The organism is Streptomyces sp. YIM S03343, from assembly GCF_054729195.1.
The window spans coordinates 5,824,690-5,842,626 of sequence record NZ_JBPUKX010000001.1 but is presented as its reverse complement, the minus strand read 5'-3'; the positions used below and the strand labels follow the sequence as shown (position 1 = coordinate 5,842,626).

At 70.1% G+C, this 17,937-nt stretch carries 18 protein-coding genes; 8 read left to right on the top strand and 10 right to left on the bottom strand.

The genetic code is table 11. The features are described from left to right. The first annotated feature begins 37 nt into the window (after window positions 1-37). Window positions 38-817 (top strand): HAD-IIA family hydrolase, encoded by a 780-nt coding sequence (locus tag ACSYGN_RS25525; RefSeq protein WP_460399458.1) that lies wholly within the window; start codon window positions 38-40, stop codon window positions 815-817. A gap of 86 nt (window positions 818-903) precedes the next feature. Here the strand turns inward: ACSYGN_RS25525 and ACSYGN_RS25520 are convergent, their stop codons facing one another. The 4 genes from ACSYGN_RS25520 to ACSYGN_RS25505 all read right to left on the bottom strand — a co-directional run bounded on the left by ACSYGN_RS25520 (window position 904) and on the right by ACSYGN_RS25505 (window position 4,553). After that, complete coding sequence (locus tag ACSYGN_RS25520; RefSeq protein ID WP_460399456.1) at window positions 904-1,719, bottom strand: LPXTG cell wall anchor domain-containing protein; 816 nt, start codon at window positions 1,717-1,719, stop codon at window positions 904-906. A 145-nt stretch (window positions 1,720-1,864) separates the two neighbouring features. Next, a complete protein-coding gene (locus ACSYGN_RS25515) occupies window positions 1,865-2,473 on the bottom strand; it encodes a Fic family protein (RefSeq protein WP_460399454.1) in 609 nt (202 codons plus the stop codon). After that, complete coding sequence (locus tag ACSYGN_RS25510) at window positions 2,460-3,182, bottom strand: hypothetical protein (RefSeq protein ID WP_460399452.1); 723 nt, start codon at window positions 3,180-3,182, stop codon at window positions 2,460-2,462. The genes ACSYGN_RS25515 and ACSYGN_RS25510 overlap by 14 nt, the downstream gene beginning before the upstream one ends. 216 nt (window positions 3,183-3,398) lie before the next feature. Beyond that, the gene (locus ACSYGN_RS25505; protein ID WP_460399450.1) at window positions 3,399-4,553 is read right to left on the bottom strand and encodes an ROK family transcriptional regulator; all 1,155 of its coding nucleotides are present in this window, start codon (window positions 4,551-4,553) and stop codon (window positions 3,399-3,401) included. Window positions 4,554-4,665: 112 nt separating this feature from the next. On the opposite strand from ACSYGN_RS25505, the gene ACSYGN_RS25500 reads away from it, so the two are divergent. Together ACSYGN_RS25500 and ACSYGN_RS25495 are read left to right on the top strand one after the other, a co-directional pair. Then, complete coding sequence (locus ACSYGN_RS25500) at window positions 4,666-5,766, top strand: Gfo/Idh/MocA family oxidoreductase (protein ID WP_460399447.1); 1,101 nt, start codon at window positions 4,666-4,668, stop codon at window positions 5,764-5,766. A 102-nt stretch (window positions 5,767-5,868) separates the two neighbouring features. Continuing rightward, on the top strand, window positions 5,869-6,354 hold the full coding sequence (locus ACSYGN_RS25495; RefSeq protein ID WP_460403729.1) for a heme-degrading domain-containing protein: 486 nt from the start codon (window positions 5,869-5,871) through the stop codon (window positions 6,352-6,354). 4 nt (window positions 6,355-6,358) lie between these two features. Here the strand turns inward: ACSYGN_RS25495 and ACSYGN_RS25490 are convergent, their stop codons facing one another. The 4 genes from ACSYGN_RS25490 to ACSYGN_RS25475 all read right to left on the bottom strand — a co-directional run bounded on the left by ACSYGN_RS25490 (window position 6,359) and on the right by ACSYGN_RS25475 (window position 9,479). Then, window positions 6,359-7,219, bottom strand: a complete 861-nt coding sequence (locus ACSYGN_RS25490) for a fumarylacetoacetate hydrolase family protein (protein WP_460399445.1) — start codon at window positions 7,217-7,219, stop codon at window positions 6,359-6,361. Window positions 7,220-7,340: 121 nt separating this feature from the next. Beyond that, the gene (locus ACSYGN_RS25485; protein ID WP_460399443.1) at window positions 7,341-8,069 is read right to left on the bottom strand and encodes a YidC/Oxa1 family membrane protein insertase; all 729 of its coding nucleotides are present in this window, start codon (window positions 8,067-8,069) and stop codon (window positions 7,341-7,343) included. 173 nt (window positions 8,070-8,242) lie between these two features. After that, window positions 8,243-8,569 (bottom strand): DUF6412 domain-containing protein, encoded by a 327-nt coding sequence (locus tag ACSYGN_RS25480; protein WP_460399441.1) that lies wholly within the window; start codon window positions 8,567-8,569, stop codon window positions 8,243-8,245. Window positions 8,570-8,660: 91 nt separating this feature from the next. Next, window positions 8,661-9,479, bottom strand: a complete 819-nt coding sequence (locus ACSYGN_RS25475; RefSeq protein ID WP_460399439.1) for a class E sortase — start codon at window positions 9,477-9,479, stop codon at window positions 8,661-8,663. A 318-nt stretch (window positions 9,480-9,797) separates the two neighbouring features. Here ACSYGN_RS25475 and ACSYGN_RS25470 point away from each other — a divergent pair, with 318 nt between their 5' ends. Together ACSYGN_RS25470 and ACSYGN_RS25465 are read left to right on the top strand one after the other, a co-directional pair. Continuing rightward, window positions 9,798-11,273 carry a glycoside hydrolase gene (locus tag ACSYGN_RS25470; protein WP_460399437.1) on the top strand — a complete coding sequence of 492 codons (1,476 nt, stop codon included), beginning with the start codon at window positions 9,798-9,800 and terminating at the stop codon, window positions 11,271-11,273. A gap of 68 nt (window positions 11,274-11,341) precedes the next feature. After that, window positions 11,342-11,899, top strand: a complete 558-nt coding sequence (locus ACSYGN_RS25465) for a hypothetical protein (RefSeq protein ID WP_460399435.1) — start codon at window positions 11,342-11,344, stop codon at window positions 11,897-11,899. Between the two features lie 53 nt (window positions 11,900-11,952). On the opposite strand, the gene ACSYGN_RS25460 is transcribed toward ACSYGN_RS25465, so the two are convergent. Next, on the bottom strand, window positions 11,953-13,626 hold the full coding sequence (locus tag ACSYGN_RS25460) for an RNA polymerase sigma factor (protein WP_460403727.1): 1,674 nt from the start codon (window positions 13,624-13,626) through the stop codon (window positions 11,953-11,955). Window positions 13,627-13,649: 23 nt separating this feature from the next. Next, a complete protein-coding gene (locus tag ACSYGN_RS25455) occupies window positions 13,650-14,924 on the bottom strand; it encodes an alginate lyase family protein (RefSeq protein WP_460399433.1) in 1,275 nt (424 codons plus the stop codon). Between the two features lie 447 nt (window positions 14,925-15,371). Between ACSYGN_RS25455 and ACSYGN_RS25450 the strand changes: the two genes are divergently transcribed. The 3 genes from ACSYGN_RS25450 (at window position 15,372) to ACSYGN_RS25440 (ending at window position 17,870) form a co-directional block, all read left to right on the top strand. After that, complete coding sequence (locus ACSYGN_RS25450) at window positions 15,372-16,391, top strand: hypothetical protein (RefSeq protein ID WP_460399430.1); 1,020 nt, start codon at window positions 15,372-15,374, stop codon at window positions 16,389-16,391. A gap of 96 nt (window positions 16,392-16,487) precedes the next feature. Further along, window positions 16,488-16,883, top strand: coding sequence for a very short patch repair endonuclease (locus tag ACSYGN_RS25445; protein WP_460399428.1), 396 nt, complete (start codon window positions 16,488-16,490; stop codon window positions 16,881-16,883). 15 nt (window positions 16,884-16,898) lie between these two features. Next, window positions 16,899-17,870, top strand: coding sequence for a DNA cytosine methyltransferase (locus ACSYGN_RS25440; protein ID WP_460399426.1), 972 nt, complete (start codon window positions 16,899-16,901; stop codon window positions 17,868-17,870). Window positions 17,871-17,937 lie beyond the last annotated feature (67 nt).

Genomic DNA, 17,937 nt, shown 5'->3' with positions numbered 1-17,937 from the left:
GCACCACCAGCACCACGTCCGGCAGGAGAAACCCCGTATGCCAGAGCGCAAGCCGATCGAGTCATGGCTCACCGACATGGACGGGGTGCTGATCCACGAAGGCGTCCCCATCCCCGGTGCCGACGAGTTCCTCAAGCGTCTCAAGGCGTCCGGGAAGCCCTTCCTCGTCCTGACCAACAATTCGATCTACACCCAGCGCGATCTGCACGCCCGGCTGTCTCGCATGGGACTGGACGTGCCGATCGACAACATCTGGACGTCCGCCCTGGCCACGGCGCAGTTCCTCGCGGACCAGCGGCCCGGCGGCACGGCGTACGTCATCGGCGAGGCGGGCCTGACCACCGCGCTGCACGAGGTCGGCTACATCCTCACCGACACCGAGCCCGACTTCGTGATCCTCGGCGAGACCCGCACCTACTCCTTCGAGTCCATGACGAAGGCGGTACGGCTGATCAACGACGGCGCTCGTTTCATCGCCACGAACCCCGACGAGACCGGCCCCTCGACCGACGGCGCCCTGCCCGCCACGGGTGCGGTCGCGGCGCTGATCACGGCGGCGACGGGCAAGAAGCCGTACTTCGTCGGCAAGCCCAACCCCCTGATGATGCGGGCCGGGCTCAACGCGATCGGGGCCCACTCGGAGTCCAGCGCCATGATCGGCGACCGGATGGACACCGACGTCCTGGCGGGCCTGGAGGCCGGGATGCGGACCTTCCTGGTGATGACCGGCGTGACCCAGCCCGACGAGGTGGACCGCTATCCGTTCCGCCCGTCGAAGATCGTGAACTCGATCGCGGATCTGATCGACCGCATCTGATCAAAGTTTTTGATCGTACGCAACGGTCCTTAATCGTACGTATGTGATCGCTGCGGTCGCCGGCATCGGCCCCGCAGCCCCGCACCTCACCGGCGCCGCCGGAAGTGGAACAGCGCCCCTCCCACGGCGAGCAGCGCGGCGGCGAGCGCCACGGCGGCCCGCTGGGCGGAGCCGAGGCCCGTACGGGCGAGTTGCTCGGCGGCCTCGGCGAGGGCGAGCGGGCTGCGGGAGGCGGTCGGGGCCGGGGATGCGGTGGCAGCCGAGGCCGGGTCGGAATCCGGATCGGCTTCGGGATCGGCTTCCGGGTCAGCCTCGGGGTCGGCCTCAGGGTCGGTCGCGCGAGCCGGTTCCGTGTCGACGCCGAACCGGTAGGCCCCGGACTGCCCGATCCAGTCGCCGTCGTCCCCACGGCGCCTCACGACGGCGGCGCTGGCGGTGACCCGGTCGGGTGCGGCGTCGGCGGTCAGGGCGAGGGTGACCTTGACGGTGACGGTACGGCCGGGCTCGACCGTGAATCCGGGGAAGCCGTCGTCGAACGCCCCGATCAGCTCGTCCCGGTCGGTCGTCTCGAAGCGGACGGGGTGGGCGCGGGGGCCGTCGTAGAACTCCATGCGTGCCTGGCCGGGCCTCAGGGCACGGCTGTCGTCGGTGAGGACGACGACGGGGTGGACGGCGGTGCAGGGGCGGTCGGTGGTGTTGGTGAGGTCGAGGTACCAGGTGCCGGGGGCGCCGCCGGCCCGGTAACTGGCGGGGCCGCCGTGGATGCGGGTGGTCAGGGGGAAGTCCCGGCGGCCGTCGGCACAGTCGGGGACGGCGCCGGATTCGGCGCCGGCTGCTGCGGGGGCCGGCAGGAGGGCGGCGGCTGCTGCCAGGCAGAGGGACAGGGGCGTAGACGGTCGCATGAACACATGACCATGTCGGCGAAATCCGCCCGGACGAAGCCGCCCCACCGACCACCCCGGCAAATCCGCTCAATCAGCGGATGCCCGAAGCAACCAAAAGGGGGTCCAGCCTGGCGGAAGTTGTCGGTGCACCCCCACGAACGCTTCAGTGTCGGCGGCGGTTGAGCACCCCGATGAGAGTGGCAAGGTCGGCGGCACCGGCCGGGTCATCCGCGTAGCGGGTGGTCTGGAGGGGGCCGACCTCAGGAAGGACAATGTCCTCCCGCGCCAGAACATGGACCAAGGTCAACAGCGCGGCGCGGGCATTGCCATCGGTGAAGGGGTGGAAGAACGCCACATCGAGGTAGGCGCGGGCCGCGCGGGCCGCCAGCGGGATGTCCGGGTCGGTCGTCTCGTTCAGGCAGGAATCGAAGTCGGCCTGTGTGTGAGGGGTCAGACCGTAGCGCTCGCGGCCGGCCTTCGCATAGGCGTCGCTCACGCGGAACGGTGCCCCTGTTGCAGCGAGGACTTCGCGTTGCCAACCGGCCAGCAGGGCGAAGTTCAGCGGGGTCTGGCGTGCGGCATCTTCTCGGGCCAGGGTGTGTGCGGCGAGTAGACGTTCGGCGCGAATCGGGTCGCGTCGGCGCACCGGACCCTCGCACCAGGACCGGAACCCATCGCGGTTGGGCGAGACCCGCTGCAGGGTCGGTGCGCATTGCCAGTCGGCCTCACGGCGCACGCGCAACCAGGCCGAAAGGCTGTCAGTAGCGGTCATGGAACTCCTCCAGCGCAGCCCTCTCACGATGGTCCTGGTATGGGGTGTGGCCGGTGAGGCCAACGGCCAGATCCTCGCCGACGGATTCGATCAGCGTCCGTTCCGGGGTGACCCAGCTCTTGAACCGGCCACCGATCGCGTTCTCCACTGCCTGCGCGGCTTCGGCCCGGTCCATGCCGGTGATGGTGAGGAACCAGCCCAGGACGATCGAGGTCTGGCCGCGCCAGGCGTTGTCCGCGCCCGAGTCCAGCGTGTGGGTCACGAGCCGGACGCAGGCCCGCTCCAGGTGCCAACTGCGATCCTCGGGTGAGGCGTCCGGCGGCGGCGCCAGTTCGGTGAAGCGCTGGGCCGTTCGCTCCAACCACACCCGCCACTCCAACAGCGCGGCCACGACACGTTCTGCGGTCTCGTCGGGGGTCGTCACCGAGCTTGACCCGCTGACCCAGTTACCGATGGGCCCGCCGTGGCGGTAGCACCAGCTCCATCCCCAGGCCCAGGTGCCGTATCGCTCCCGGATGATCGCGTCCACCTGGCTCTCGCACCAGCGTTCTCCCTCCCACCAGCCAGCCATACCGGAGAGCACGGGTGGCACCCACTCGCGGACCAGCGAGCGGAGGTGCTCCTCCTCGTCCTCGTCCCAGGCGAACGAGTGGCGGGCAGGGTCGAACTCATCCCAGTCCCGAATGCCCTCGTAGGTGATGGGGGGCACGCGGTTGTCGGGGAAGGGCAGGGTGTCACGGTTGTACGTCAGGGCTGGCCACTCTTCCTGTCCGATGTGATCGACCCATCAGTCTCGGCTCAAGGCCCCTGGGACCGCGAACGGTTTTCGGACCGCGTCGGCTTGTCCGTCATGCCGCGATGACCGAGCGGACATCTACCCCCAACCCCCTTCGCACGTCACCCGTCACCCGTCACCCGGCAGCCGTCACCCGGTCGCCGCCCTCCCGAACAGCGGAGCAAGCAGCAGCTGAGCCGCGCCCTCGGCGACGGCCCGCCCGCCACCGGGCGCGATCCGCACCGGTACGGCCCCCTCCGGCGCCCCCTCGCGCCGGGCCCGGGCGGCGAGGACGGCGGCGACGCCCTCGACGAACGGCTCGGGCGAGGCGGCGACGGTACGGCCGCCGAGCAGCACGAGGTCGATGTCGAGCAGCCCGACGAGATTGGCGGCGCCCGCACCCAGTACCCGGGCCGCCTCACCGATGTCGCCGCGTGCCACGGCGGCCAGGCACAGCGCCTCGACGCAGCCGCGGTCGCCGCAGGTGCAGGGCGGCCCGTCGAGCTGGATGACCTGGTGCCCGAACTCCCCCGCCCCGGTGCGCGGCCCCCGGTGCACCCCGCCGCCGATCACCAGCCCGGCGCCGAGCCCCGTGGCGAGGTGGAGGTAGGCGAAGGTCCCACGCTCGCCGCCGAGGGCGAGTCCGAGGGCGGCGGCGTTGGTGTCCTTGTCGACGACGACCGGCACCCCGAGCCGCCCGGCGAGCGCGTCGCGCAGCGGGAACCCGTCCCACTCGGGAAACCCGGTCACCCGGTGCAGCACCCCGCGCACATGGTCGAGGGGCCCGGGCAGCGCCACCCCGGCCCCGAGGACCGCGAGAGCCCCGCCCCTCGTGAGCGCATCCACCTCCCCCACGACCGCCGGGATCACGGCATCCGCCCCCGCCCCGAGGTCGAGCCCGGCACGCCGTTCGTCGACCACGGCCCCGCGCAGATCGACGAGGACGGCACGTAGCTCGTCGCGGTCGAGATGGACCCCGACCGCGTACCCGGCCTCGGGCACGAGCCGCAGCACCGTACGGGGCTTGCCCCCGGTGGAGGCGCGGCGTCCGGCCTCCTCCGCGAGCCCTTCCTCCCGCAGCCGGGCGGTGATTTTGCTGACGGCCTGAGGGGTGAGCCCGGCGCCCTCGGCGAGTTCGAGCCGGCTGATGCCGCCGTCACCGGCGGTGCGCAGCAGGTCGAGCACGAGGGCGGTGTTGTGACTGCGGAGGGCCAGCAGATTGGCCCCCATGGACCCGCCGCCGACCCCCAAGGACCCGCTGCCGACGCCCACGGACCCGCCACCGAGGGTACGCACCCTCACCATCCACCCCACATCCCGATTCCATCGCATCGCATCGCATCGCATCGCATCCGCTGAGGGAACCCATTCTCCCCCAGACTTGCACTTTGGCAACAGTGTTGCCAAAGTGGTGCCCATGACGACTGCCGATGCCACACCGCCCCCCACCCCTCCCACGTCCCCCCTCCGCGTGGGCCTGATCGGCTACGGCCTGGCAGGCTCCGTCTTCCACGCCCCACTGATCGCCGCCACCGGGGCACTGACCCTGGACACGGTGGTCACGTCGAACCCGGAGCGCCAGGAACAGGCCCGTGCCGAGCACGGCGACGTGCGCGTGGCGGCGACGGCCGACGAGCTCTTCGCCAAGCCCCACGAGCTGGACCTGATCGTGGTGGCGAGCCCGAACCGCACCCACATCCCGCTGGCGACCAGGGCCCTGGAGGCGGGCCTCCCGGTGGTCGTGGACAAGCCGATCGCGGGCACGGCGGCCGAGGCACGCACCCTCGCCGCCCTGGCGGCGGACCGCGGCCTGCTCCTCTCGGTCTTCCAGAACCGCCGCTGGGACAACGACTTCCTGACCCTGCACAAGCTGCTGGACGAGGGCGAGCTGGGTGACGTATGGCGGTTCGAGTCGCGGTTCGAGCGGTGGCGCCCGCAGCCGAAGGGCGGATGGCGCGAGTCGGGCGACCCGGCAGAGATCGGAGGTCTGCTGTACGACCTGGGCAGCCATGTGGTCGACCAGGCGCTGGTCCTCTTCGGCCCGGTCGAGCAGGTCTACGCGGAGTCGGTGATCCGGCGCGCGGGCGCGGCAGCGGACGACGACACCTTCATCGCCCTGACGCACACGAACGGCGTCCGCAGCCACCTCTTCGCCTCCGCGACGGCGGCCCAACTGGGCCCGCGTTTCCGGGTGCTGGGCTCGAAGGCGGGCTACGTCAAGTACGGCCTCGACCCCCAGGAGGCGGAGCTGCGCGAGGGCAAGCGCCCCGGCCCCGGCTGGGGCGAGGAGCCGGAGGCGCTGTGGGGCAGGGTGGGCTCCGGCGAATCCCCGCTGTCCGGCGGCGGCACCCCGCAGCCGACGCTCCCGGGCGACTACCCGGCGTACTACGAGGCGGTGGCGAAGTCCCTGACCGAGGGCGCCCCCAACCCGGTGACGGCGCTGGAAGCGGCGGCGGCGCTGGAGGTACTGGAGGCGGCACGGCGTTCGGCGGCGGAGGGCGTGACGGTACGCCTGTAAGCACACAGGTAAAAGGCCGTCCACCCGCCGAACCACGAAACTGACCCCATGAGCACGCACAAGACCCCGCCCCCGCCCCCGACCCCGAAGGCACAGCACCTGATGACCCCGAGGATCACACCCGAGCTGACCCCGACCGTGGAGGAACTCGAAGCGCAGGAACGCCGCCTGGTGTTCCGGCATTTCACCTACGACGACGCCTGGGCCCTCGGCTCCCGCCTGGTGGAGCTGGCGAGGGAACGCCAGGCACCGGTGGCGATCGACATCCACCGGGCAGGACAGCAGCTCTTCCACGCCGCCCTACCCGGCTCGACCCCGGACAACGACGCCTGGATCACCCGCAAGCGCCGGGTGGTGGAGCGCTACGGCTGCTCGTCGTACCTGGTCGGCACCCGCTACCGCGCCAGGGGCACCACCTTCGAGGACTCCTCCCGCCTGAACCCCGACGAGTACGCGGCCCACGGCGGCTCGTTCCCGATCCACATGGAGGGCGCGGGAGTGATCGGCACGGTGACGGTGTCGGGCCTGCCCCAACTGGAGGACCACCGGCTGGTGGTGGCGGCGCTGGAGGAGTTCCTGGACATCTGAAGCGCTACGCCTGTTTGAGTTCCTGCCGCTGCCGCCCCAGCCCGCCGATCTCCAGCTCGACCACATCACCGGCGCGCAGGTACGGCTTGGGCTCGGGCTGCCCGAGCGCGACCCCGGCCGGCGTACCGGTGTTGATGACATCACCGGGGTAAAGGGTCATGAACTGGCTGACATATCGCACGACTTCAGCGACCGGAAAGATCTGCTCGGCGGTGGTGCCGTCCTGCTTCAGCTCCCCGTTGACCCACAGCTTGAGCGAAAGGTCCTGCGGATCGGCAATCTCGTCCGCAGTGACCAGCCAAGGCCCGAACGGATTGAACGTCTCGCAGTTCTTGCCCTTGTCCCAGGTCCCGCCGCGCTCGATCTGGAACTCCCGCTCGGATACGTCGTGCGCCACCGCATACCCGGCGACATGCGCGAGCGCCTCCTCCTCCTGGGACCCGAGGTAGCGCGCGGTACGCCCGATGACGACGGCGAGTTCGACCTCCCAGTCGGTCTTGGTCGACCCGCGCGGCACGAGCACGGTGTCGTCCGGACCGACGACGGTGTCCGGCGCCTTGAAGAAGATCACGGGTTCGGCGGGCGGCTGGGCACCGGTCTCACGAGCGTGGTCGTGATAGTTCAGCCCGATACAGACGATCTTCCCGATCCGCCCCACCGGCGCCCCGATCCGCAACCCGTCGGGGTCGAGCACCGGCAGCTCTCCACTCTCTGCCGCGGCGCGAACCCTCCCCAGAGCGGCATCGTCGGCGAGCAGCGCCCCGTCGATGTCGTTCACGACACCGGACAGATCCCGCAGCACCCCGGCCCCGTCGAGCAACGCGGGCCGCTCCGCCCCGGCCGTACCGACTCGCAGCAACTTCATGTTCGCCATCTCCTTAGCAGCACAGACACCCCACGGCACCCGACAAACCCGCGGCAGCCAGCCCCGGCCACCCCTCAGTCATCGGATGACTACCGATCTTCCAAGCTACCCGTCGCACCGGTCAGCGGTACAGCACCGCGCGCTCGACGGCCGTCCAGGTCGTGCTGGTGACGACGTACAGCGCGGCGGCCAGCGGCACCACGGCCACGGTCACCAGCGTGAAGAACGACATGAACGGCGCCACCTTGCCGATCGCGCCGAGCCCGGGCACCTGCTGCCCGCCGTCGCTCACCGGCACGGACTCCCGCGCGAGTCCTCCGAGGGCCGTCATCCGCTTGGTACGGCGGAAGTTGAAGGTGGCGACGGCCGCGACGACGGCGAACAGGCCGAGGTAGACCATCCCCGCCGCCCCGAGCAGCCCGCCGCCGGAAAGGGCGTCGGCCCAGCGGTCACCGAGGGGTGCGGCGAAGAGCTGGTGCGTCAGAAGCTCGTTGGCGTGTCCGCCGACGGTCGTGTTGGAGAACAGGTGGTAGAGCAGGGCGAAGGCAGGCAGTTGGAGCAGCCCGGGCAGACAGCCCGACAGCGGCGACACCTTCTCCTCGGCGTGCAGTTCGAGCACGGCCTTCTGGAACTTCTCCGGGTTCTTCTGATGCTTGGCGCGCAGCTCGGCGATCTTCGGCTGGAGCGCGGCCCGGGCACGCTGCCCACGGGCGGCGGCCCGGGACAGAGGATGCACGAGGAGTCGTACGAGCGCGGTGAACAGGACGATCGCGGCGGCTGCCGCGGAGGCGTGGAACAACGGCTGGAGCAGATCGGCGAGTCGCTCGACCAGCGTGGCGAAAACGGACATGGGTGAGCCCTCCGGGGGTCTCGTCGTGCCGGGAATCACAGAGCCCGCGCGGATCCGTGAGGGATTCAGCGGGATCGGCGCGGTGGTGCGGCATGACGACCCGCGCAGGGCCGGGAGCTGGTCCAGACACCGGACACCGGACAGAGCCGGGGGAAAAGGTCGGGAAAGAAGCCCTACGCGACGGCCGTCGGAAGGGCGTCACCGGGTGCCCGAGGACGGGGCCGCCCGGAGGCGTCGGGATCGCGCTGCGGCAGGAACGCCGTACGCCGGGCCCGGTCACGGATAGCCGTACGCACTCGCGTCGGCGGCACGGCCGGTGCGCAGCGAGCGCCGAGCAGCGCGCGGACGGCGAGAGCCGACCCGACTGCGGCGGTCGCGGCGAACGCGACGGATGCCCCGCCGGACAGGCCACTGCCGTCGAGCAGGGCCGGCTGGAGGAACTGGAGAACGAGGAGCAGCAGCACTGCGGCAGGGCGCAGACCGGTCCAGCTACGCACCATGCCTCGCCCCCTCTCCATTCTGTTGCCGTTATACCTGACGAGCAGGACAGCCAGGACAGTTCCCAGCCGCCGTACCCCCCGATTGCCGTGTTCAGCGTGGCCGCGTCGAAGTGAGGGTTCCCCACACGACGAGGCGGTAGCGGGAGGTGTATTCGGGGGTGCACGTGGTGAGGGTGAGGTAGTGACCCGGCTGGGTGTAGCCGTACGACGGCCTCACCTCAGAGCGCGGTACGGGGCGCAGCACGCCGGAGTCGCGGGCGGAGGTCTGCGGGAGGATCTTGCCGACGGTGTACGTGTAGACAGCGGACGCCGTCTCGATCTCCACGACGTCCTTCACGCGCAGCCGGTTGAGGTACCGGAAGGGCTCGCCGTGGGTGTTGCGGTGCCCGGCGAGTGCGAAGTTCCCGGCCTGGCCCGGCTGTTGGGTGCCGCGGTAGTGACCGACGTAGCCCTTGTTGAGAACGTCCCGCTTACTGGTGCCCTCGGCGACGGGGGCGCGCAACTGCAGCCGGGGGATGACGATGACGGCGTAGGCCTGGGAGACCCGCGGCAAGCCCGAGGCCGCCAGCCCGCCACCGTACCCACCGGACCCACCGATCCCCTGCCGCCCGCCCGAACCCGCACCCACACCCGCCGTCGCCCCCGCCGCGGTGGATCCACGACCCCCACCACTCCCGGAATCCGCACCCGCGGCACCATCCCCGCGCTCCCGCCCCCACTCCCGCTCCAGCGCCTGCACCTTCCGCTCGGCCCCGGCCCGCGCCTCCCGGTTGGTCCACCACAGCTGATGCACGACGAGCAGCAGCACCAGCACCCCGGCCGTGACGAGCAGTTCACCCCCGCTCCACAGCACGCGCCGCCGCAGCGCACGCCGCCGCCGATCCCTGTGCTGCACGATGCGAACCCGCATACGGCACCTCCCCGGAACCCCGGCCAGCCGCTGCCGCTGCCGCACGATAAGGGCTGCCACCGCAACTAACCACCCCCACAACCCGGTTGCCGCAGGCCCCTCCCCCACCCCCTCCCCCACCCCCTCCTCTCCCCCTTCTCCTCCCCCTTCTTCTAACCGTTGGAAGAATGATGGAGAAAGCGCTGTCATCCCTCTCGACAACCCCACCCGTCACACCCGATGCTTCCTGAGGGCACGCGGACGGGGGAACGGAGGACCGTGACGGTCAACGCCGTCGCGGGGACCGGTACTTGAGCCGCACGGAGAGGCAGAACAGCCATGATCCGACGCAGAACACTGCTGACCGCCGCAGGCGGAACGTTGCTCGGAAGCGCCCTGGCGACCGGCACGGCACGCGCGGACGCGACGATCGCCGTCAACCCGTCGACGACGTACGGGACATGGGAGGGCTGGGGCACCTCCCTGGCCTGGTGGGCGAACGTCTTCGGCACGCGCACCGACTTCGCCGACATCTTCTTCACCACCAACTCGGTGACGTACAGCGGCACGACGCTCCCGGGCCTGGGCCTGAACATCGCCCGCTACAACGTCGGCGCGTGCAGCTGGAACAGCGTGAACGGCGAGAGCATGGTGGCGTCGGCCAACATCCCGTCGTTCAAGCAGATCGAGGGGTACTGGCAGGACTGGAACAACGAGGACCCGACGTCGTCGGCGTGGGACTGGACGGCGGACGCGACACAGCGCGCGATGCTGGTGAAGGCGACGGCGCGCGGCGCGACGACGGAACTCTTCGCCAACTCGCCGATGTGGTGGATGTGTTACAACCACAACCCGTCGGGAGCGGCGGGCGGCGGCAACAACCTCCAGACGTGGAACTACCGCCAGCACGCCTCCCACATGGCGGCGGTGGCCCTGTACGCGAAGTCGAACTGGGGCGTGAACTTCGCGACGGTGGAGGCCTTCAACGAGCCGAGCTCGAGCTGGTGGACGGCGACCGGCACCCAGGAGGGCTGCCACATGGACGCAACGGTCCAGTCGGCCGTGCTCCCCTACCTGCGCAGCGAGTTGGACAAGCGCGGCCTGTCGGCGACGAAGATCTCGGCATCGGACGAGACGAGCTACGACCTGGCCCGCACGACGTGGAACTCCTTCTCCTCGACCACCAAGTCGTACGTCAACAGGGTCAACGTCCACGGCTACCAGGGCTCGGGAGGCCGCCGCGACCTCCTCTACTCGGACGTGGTGACGACGGCGGGCAAGGCCCTGTGGAACTCGGAGACGGGCGACAGCGACGCCACGGGCCTCACCCTGGCGAGCAACCTGCTCTACGACTTCCGCTGGCTGCACCCCACGGCGTGGGTGTACTGGCAGGTCATGGACCCGTCGTCGGGCTGGGCGATGATCGCGTACGACGCGAGCACGCTCCAGCCGGGCGCCGTACAGACGAAGTACTACGTGATGGCGCAGTTCAGCCGCCACATCCGCCCGGGGATGACGATCCTGGACACCGGCGTGAGCTACGCGGCAGCGGCCCTGGACAAGACGGCGAAGCGGCTGGTGATAGTGGCGGCGAACACCTCGTCCTCGGCCCAGACCCTGACGTTCGACCTCTCGAAGTTCACGACGGTGGCAGGCGGCACAGGCGGCCTGGTACCCCGCTGGAACACGGTGACGTCGGGCGGCGGCGACCTCTACACGGCGCACTCGGACACGTACGTGAGCGGCAAGACGCTGAGCGTGCCGTTCGCAGCGGGGGCGGTGCAGACGTTGCAGGTGGACGGCGTTTCGGCATAAGGCGTTACAGCGTGAAGCCGTGATCATGTCCACGGCGTAAGGCGTCACGAAGTGACTAGGGTTCTCGTATGAAGGTCATTTCTTCAGCGCCCCTGCGTGGACGCGAAACTAAGCGTCGGTTTATCCCTATTGTCACGTGTGTGGTCGCCGTCGCGCTGGTCGCAGCAGAGGCTTACGTCTGGCAGCGGTCACGTAACAGCTTGCACGATCTGCCCAACTACGCCGCATTGGGGCTGACGTGTCTTGCGATAGGCGCCGGAGGGGCAGCCTGGGGCGTGTGGGCCGCACGCTCCCGGCTGCAAGGCCGCCTGGCGCGACCACTCGCGACGCTGGGCGTCATGGTGCTTGCCGTGGCGCTGATGTCGGCGACGATGCACGCCTGGGCTTACACCGTCCCCACGGGCCGCTACGCCCGTTCCTATGGAGGGGCTGATCGCTGCCTGGCCGATACCGTTTACGCGAGCTCACGTGTCCACATCTCGGTGGGGCTTACAGACAAGCTGACGGCCAAACCCTTCCCGACCGACGCCACCCACCCCAAGCTGCACTTCCGGCACGGGTCAAAGGGCCGCCTGTCCCCCGCGGACAACCAGACCCGGCAGATCCTTGAGGAACACGGCTGCTGATCCGATCGAGCGGGCTCCGGGCGGTCATGCTCGACGGCGCAGGGGGTAGAACGCTAGGCCTTCACCTGCGACTTCTGACGAACCGTCGCCGCATCGGACGGGGTCTCGCGCGTGACGTACTGGGGAATCGGTGTCGTGTCCTTTCCGGTGTCGCGGACGAGGCCGTAGCGGATGGCGCCCTGGGCGGGGCCGGTCGTGACGTCCTTGGTCACGGCGTCCCGGTTCGAGGGGAAGACGATCAGGCCGTAGTCGCAGCCGCGTTCGTTCTGGGTGAGGGTGACGGTGCCGTCGAGGTAGAAGTACTCGTTCTGCCACATCTGCTGGGTGCCGGTGGGCAGGACGGCGTATCCGACGCCCGGCCCGCCCATGCCGGAGGTGTAGCCGTCGGCGTTCGCCGCGAAGGTGTCGTCCATCCGGCGGCCGCCCCCCGAGGCCACGTGGAACAGCTTTCCCTTGAGGCCCGTCCAGGCCGGCATGACCACGGCGCCGGGCCGTGACTTCGGGGAGATCTGCCAGCGCACCAGCACATAGCCCCGGCCGCTGAGCGTCACGCTGTCCCCGCGGTGCTGCATCACGGCCTTGGGTCCGCCGGTACTGGTGATCCCGGTTTCGGGGCGGCGCGGCAGGTCCGCGGGCCGCCTGTCCGGGTCCGGGGCCTTGTCGACGGCGTCGACGACCGTGCCGTACAGGCCCTGCGGAGTGCTGCCGGCGGACGGTGACGGGCTCGGTGGCGCGGAAGGGCTCGGTGTCCTCGGCCGTGAGGTGCTCGACGCGGTGGGCGACGCGGTGGGCGGCGCGGCGGCCTTCGGCGGTACCGCGTCCGGCTGGGTGACGACGTACGCGCCGCCCGCGACGATGGTCGCCCCGGCCGTCATGGCGACGGCGGGCTTGGTGAGCGCGGCGACGACCTTGGCGGACCAGCCGACGCCCTTGGCGGCGGTCGTCGCGGCGACCGCCGTCCTGCCGCCGAAGGCGAACGAGAGCGTGAAGCCGACCGGGATCGGAACGAGCGCGAGCCCGACGAGCAGCCGTTCGGCCGGTACGACCGCCTCGCCGGGCGCGGCGCAGTGGCGGCAGCCCCGGATATGCCGGGCCAGCCGTTTGCGCCACACCGAGTCGGGACGCCCGTCCCAGCGGGCGGTCAGCTCGCGCCGGTCGGGGCAGGACGAGTCGAGGGCCCGCACGATGCCGCGCGCGGCCTCCAGGCGGGCCTTCATCCGCTGGACACGTACGGCGGCGTGCTGGCGGCTGATGCCGGCGGCCGCCGCCAGTTCGCGCCGGCTGAGTTCGCCCGCGACCTCCAGCCACCACAGAGACAGCAACTGTCTGTCCTCGTCGTCGAGCCAGCGCACCGCCTCCGCCACCTCGCGCCGCTGTCCCTCCAACTGAAGCCGCAGCACGGTGAGTTCGGCGAAGTCGGTGGCCTCCTGGGCCGCGTCGTCGGCCAGCGACTCGGAGGTCCGCCGCCGGGCCCGGTCGCGTATCTGCCGCATGGCGATGGCGACGAGCCAGGAGCGGAAGCTGTCCGGATCACGGAGTGTCCCGAGGTTGTCGACGGCTCGCAGCATCGTCTCCTGCACGACGTCGTCGACATCGGCATGACCGTTCAGCGCGCGGCCGACGATGTTGTAGACCAGCGGCAGCCAGCCCTCGACGAGTTCGTCGAGCGCGCGCCGGTCGCCGGACTGCGCCGCCGCGATCGTCGTACGCCACTGCCGCCCGTCCACGTACGTCCCTTCCCGCAGAGATGTCACTTGGCGTAGAGCAGCGTCCCGAAGCCGAGTTGGTCGAAGCCGCCGCTGTTCGGCCCGTAATCGCCGCCTCCGCCTTCCGCACGCACCTTCTCAGCCATCGCCGTGACGTACGGAACGGAGAGCCGACGGCGGCGCGCGTAGTGATAGTGCAGGATCTCCCAAACGGGACGAAGCTCCCCGCGGGCTTTGTCGGAAATCACAGCCTGCTCGTTGTACTTGCCGTTCCCGGTGCCGCTGCGCCAGGCGTACTTGGTGAAGGGCACGCTTCCGCCGAGGTTGTACTTGGCGACGTACTCGGCGGCCTTCATGAAGCGGCTGTCGTCGTAGCCGTAGAGGTCGACGCCCTGGTTCCAGGCCATCTCGCAGATCGCGCCCATCAGGCCGATGCCCATCACGGTGTGCCCCTGGTCGCGGCCGGACTCCTGCCACTGGGCGAGGCCGTCGGCCTCGTGGACGAAGGGGACGGCGTTCCCGATCGAGCCGTTGCCCGCGCCCTTCCTGAAGTACTCGACCGCGCGGTCGAACAGGGCCTTGTCGTCGCAGAGGATGCCGATCGCCATGATCGAAGTCACGTTGCACAGGTCCCAGTTGGCCCAGTAGTTGGTGATGACGGCGCCATTGTGGTGGGTGAGGAAGTCCTCGTTCATGGGGTGGAAGACCTTGAGCATCATCTTCTGGAAGCGGGCCAGCTCGAAGCCGCCGTAGTCGCGCACCAGCTCGGCGGCGTTGGCGAACTGGTAGCCGTAGAGCCCGGCGGCCAGGAACCGGTCGGCGTTGCCGGTGACCGTGGTGAGCGTGGCCGACCAGGCGTTGAGGATCGCGACGGCCGCCTCGGCGTGCTCCTTCGTGCCCGCGATCTTCCAGCGCAGGGCGTTCTGGTAGGCGGCGTGGATGTCGTGGTAGAGGGGCGCGTAGTTCTGGCCGGTGCCGCCGCGGACGACCGTGGCCTGCGGCCTGGGGGTCCAGGTGCTCGCGGAGTGCCGGTTGGCGGTCAGCCGCTGCCAGCCCGCCGTCCAGGGCTCCCGGCCGGCGGCGACGCGGACCTTGGCCCGGTTGAGGTCGCCGGCGTTGTGCAGCATCCCAGGGTGCGCGAAGACCGGCTTCGCGGCGGACTCACTGGGCGACGGGGAGGCACCGCTCTGCGCCGCGTCGGCAGAGTCACCCCTGCTCAACGAGATCGCGACCCCGCCGACGGTTCCCGCGGCGGCGACACCGGCGGCGATCTGGAGGACGCTGCGACGGCTGATGCGGTGCTTGTTGTGCTCTGCCACGGGTAACTCCTGTGCGGATGGTGGGGCGTGTGTGGTGCGTGGGCGGTGACGTGTGCGCTGGTTGTGCTGCGAGTGCTGCGAGTGCTGCGAGTGCTGCGAGTGCTGCGAGTGCTGCGAGTGCTGCGAGTGCTGCGAGTGCTGCGAGTGCACAGGAGACGGACGAAGGGCTTCCGCGATAACAGTTTTTTCCGTGAAGACGGTCGCCCTACGGAAACCTCTGACAACACCCCTGCCCCGTACGGCAGTTGGCCGGGGTCCGGGCCAGGGTCGGTGCTCTCCTGTTCAAGATCCCCCAGCCGAAATCTGGCTCACCCGTCCACAACCTCCCGGGACAGAACACCTAGGGCGCTACTGGTCAGCCAGGGCTCAGGAAGGTGTCGAGCCGGGCAAGTGCGCTGGCCTGCAGATATCACACCTTTGTCAGCGCACCGCGTTACGGTGTCCCCCATGCGCCCCGACACGCCTGCCGAGAACGTCGACCACACCGCCGAAGCGGCACGCCTGGAGCGGTCCGCCGGCTTGTATCCCGAGGACGCCGAGGCCCTGCTCCTCCAGGCCGCGGCCCACCTGGAGCTGGCCGGCGACCGCTCGGCCGCGACCGCGCTCTACGACCGCCTGCTGTCCGGGCCCGTCCCCTTGGAGACCCCCACTCTGGTACGGGCGCTGAAGGCGTCGAACCTGTGGGAGTACGGCCATGAGGCGGAGGCGAGGGCGATCATCGAGGGAGTCCGCACCTCCGCCCCCCGCGACCCGGCCCCCTGGGTGATCGTGGCGGAGGCCCTGGAGTCGCACGACGAACTGGAGGCGGCGCAGGAGACGTTCACGGCGGGAGTCACCCTGCTCCTGACGGACGTACCGAAACCCCCGTACGCGACGCGCCCCCTCCTCTTCGGCCGCCACCGGGTACGCCGGATGCTGGGCGCGCTGCACGACGAGTGGGACATGCTGGCGGACACCCTGCATTCGTCCCAGGTCTCCCTGGACGAACTCCACGACCCGAAGCGCGTATGGTCTCTCGGCTCGGACGACCCGGCAGAACTCCAGGCCGAGTTGAGCCGCCTCCGCGCAGAACTGGACACCTACCGCGAGGCCTTGTCCCACCCGTTCCCGGTGGCGGTCCTGCACTGGCCGTCGACGGAACTGACGGAACTGCTAACGGCGTACCCACCCCTGTCCGAGGAATACCCCTCCCACCCCGCCCACCTGTCGACCATAGAGTCCTCCCTACGGGAGCTGTCAGCCTCCGGCACCGCCAACTTGGGCATCGTCACGGGAACGGTCCCCTCGTACGAGGCGTTCGCGGCGTCGGAGGGTTCCTCTCCGGCGGAGGGAGCGCTGCTGCCGCAGTATGCGACGACCTTGGCGGCTCGGGGGCGGGCGGTGGCGTGGCCGCCGGAGCGGGGGGCGGGGTGTTGGTGCGGGTCGGGGGTCGCCTACGGCGGCTGCCACGGCGACCCGGAGGCCTGAGGCCGAACAGGGATCACCACACCATCACGCACATCGAACGAACTCCGATACAGAATGAACACTGTGAAGCCGTCGTCGCCCGCTGTCTCCGCACGTATGAGCAGGCAGGTCAGCAAGGACACGGCCGCCGAACTCGCCGTCCGACGGCTGCTGCACGCGGCCGGTCTGCGCTATCGCGTGGAGTACCCCGTGCCGGGGATGACCCGGCGCCGGATCGACGTGGCCTTCACGTCGGTCAAGGTGGCCGTCCTGATCGACGGATGCTTCTGGCACGGCTGTCCCCTGCACGCGACCCAGCCGAAGTCGAACGCGGACTGGTGGCGGCAGAAGCTGGACCGGAACATGGCGCGTGACCTGGAAACTACCGCGCATCTCGAGGCCGCCGGGTGGGAAGTCCTGCGCTTCTGGGAGCACGAGACGGCCGAGGACGTGGCTCTGCGCGTCGCCGCGGCGGTGGAGCGGCGTAGGGCCGCCGGACAAAGACGAGGATGAGGGGGGACCTGCTCCATGAGGGCGCTGACGTTCGTCGACGTGTGCTCGGGGGCCGGTGGGCTCGCCCTAGGGCTGGAGCGTGCCGGTTTCGAGGCGACGCTGCTGCTGGACGAGGACGCCGACGCCTGCCGTACCCTGCGGGCCAACCGACCGCACTGGAACGTGCTCGAGGCCGATCTTCTTGACTTCGATCCCAGTGAGCACCGTGAGTGCTACGACGTGGATCTTCTGTCGGCGGGGCCGCCGAGGGTGAAGTCGAACGCCACGGCCGCGCGCACCGAGTCGGGCGCGGAGGAACGGCTGTTGAAGGCCGCAGTCTTTCTCGCCCACGCGATCAGGCCCCGGGCGGTTCTGGTCGAGAACGTGCCCGGTCTCGCGGACCCGGAGAAGTTCTCGGGCTTCCACGACTTCGCCCGCGCCGAACTGAAGCACCTCGGTTACGAGTTCAGCTGGTTCGTCCTCAACGCCGCGGACTTCGGAGTGCCGCAGGACCGCAGGCAGGGGATCTTGGTGGCCCTGCAGAAGGAGTGGTTCCCCGCCTTCCGGGCGCCCTCCCCCACCGTGTCGAGGCATGTGCCGGTCGGGACGGCCCTGGGGTCCTCCATGGGGTCACGCGGCTGGGAGGACGCCGATCGCTGGGCGGCCCAGGCGGTGTCCGTGGCACCGACGCTGGTCGGCGGGTCGAAGAATCGCGGCGGGGCCGATCTGGGACCCTCCGGGACCAAAAGGAAATGGGCCGGCATGGGGGTCAACGCCCACTCGCTGGGCGACAGAATCCCCGGCCCCGACTTCCACTGGGACCCCGCACTCGGAAGGGAGGGCATGGTACGGATCACGGTGGACCAGGCGGCTCTGCTCCAAGGCTTCCCCGCAGAATGGGAGATCACCGGGAAGAAGACTGCCCGCTACCGGCAGATCGGCCATGCCTCACCGCCGCCGGTCGGCGAGGCGCTCGGCTCGGCGATCGCGGACGCTCTACGGTCGTGAGCGATGATTCCGCTGGTCAGAGCAGTCGAGGCGGGACCTCGACCAGCCTCGCGATCAGGGGAGCCGC

What these genes read in the sequence shown, in the direction of transcription:
- ACSYGN_RS25495 (WP_460403729.1), top strand. Translation starts at nt 5,869, where the DNA reads ATGACCCCGAGGATCACACCCGAGCTGACCCCGACCGTGGAGGAACTC.
- ACSYGN_RS25470 (WP_460399437.1), top strand. Translation starts at nt 9,798, where the DNA reads ATGATCCGACGCAGAACACTGCTGACCGCCGCAGGCGGAACGTTGCTC.
- ACSYGN_RS25505 (WP_460399450.1), bottom strand. Translation starts at nt 4,553, where the DNA reads ATGGTGAGGGTGCGTACCCTCGGTGGCGGGTCCGTGGGCGTCGGCAGC.
- ACSYGN_RS25515 (WP_460399454.1), bottom strand. Translation starts at nt 2,473, where the DNA reads ATGACCGCTACTGACAGCCTTTCGGCCTGGTTGCGCGTGCGCCGTGAG.
- ACSYGN_RS25450 (WP_460399430.1), top strand. Translation starts at nt 15,372, where the DNA reads ATGCGCCCCGACACGCCTGCCGAGAACGTCGACCACACCGCCGAAGCG.
- ACSYGN_RS25475 (WP_460399439.1), bottom strand. Translation starts at nt 9,479, where the DNA reads ATGCGGGTTCGCATCGTGCAGCACAGGGATCGGCGGCGGCGTGCGCTG.
- ACSYGN_RS25485 (WP_460399443.1), bottom strand. Translation starts at nt 8,069, where the DNA reads ATGTCCGTTTTCGCCACGCTGGTCGAGCGACTCGCCGATCTGCTCCAG.
- ACSYGN_RS25490 (WP_460399445.1), bottom strand. Translation starts at nt 7,219, where the DNA reads ATGAAGTTGCTGCGAGTCGGTACGGCCGGGGCGGAGCGGCCCGCGTTG.
- ACSYGN_RS25500 (WP_460399447.1), top strand. Translation starts at nt 4,666, where the DNA reads ATGACGACTGCCGATGCCACACCGCCCCCCACCCCTCCCACGTCCCCC.
- ACSYGN_RS25445 (WP_460399428.1), top strand. Translation starts at nt 16,488, where the DNA reads ATGAGCAGGCAGGTCAGCAAGGACACGGCCGCCGAACTCGCCGTCCGA.
- ACSYGN_RS25480 (WP_460399441.1), bottom strand. Translation starts at nt 8,569, where the DNA reads ATGGTGCGTAGCTGGACCGGTCTGCGCCCTGCCGCAGTGCTGCTGCTC.
- ACSYGN_RS25440 (WP_460399426.1), top strand. Translation starts at nt 16,899, where the DNA reads ATGAGGGCGCTGACGTTCGTCGACGTGTGCTCGGGGGCCGGTGGGCTC.
- ACSYGN_RS25465 (WP_460399435.1), top strand. Translation starts at nt 11,342, where the DNA reads ATGAAGGTCATTTCTTCAGCGCCCCTGCGTGGACGCGAAACTAAGCGT.
- ACSYGN_RS25520 (WP_460399456.1), bottom strand. Translation starts at nt 1,719, where the DNA reads ATGCGACCGTCTACGCCCCTGTCCCTCTGCCTGGCAGCAGCCGCCGCC.
- ACSYGN_RS25525 (WP_460399458.1), top strand. Translation starts at nt 38, where the DNA reads ATGCCAGAGCGCAAGCCGATCGAGTCATGGCTCACCGACATGGACGGG.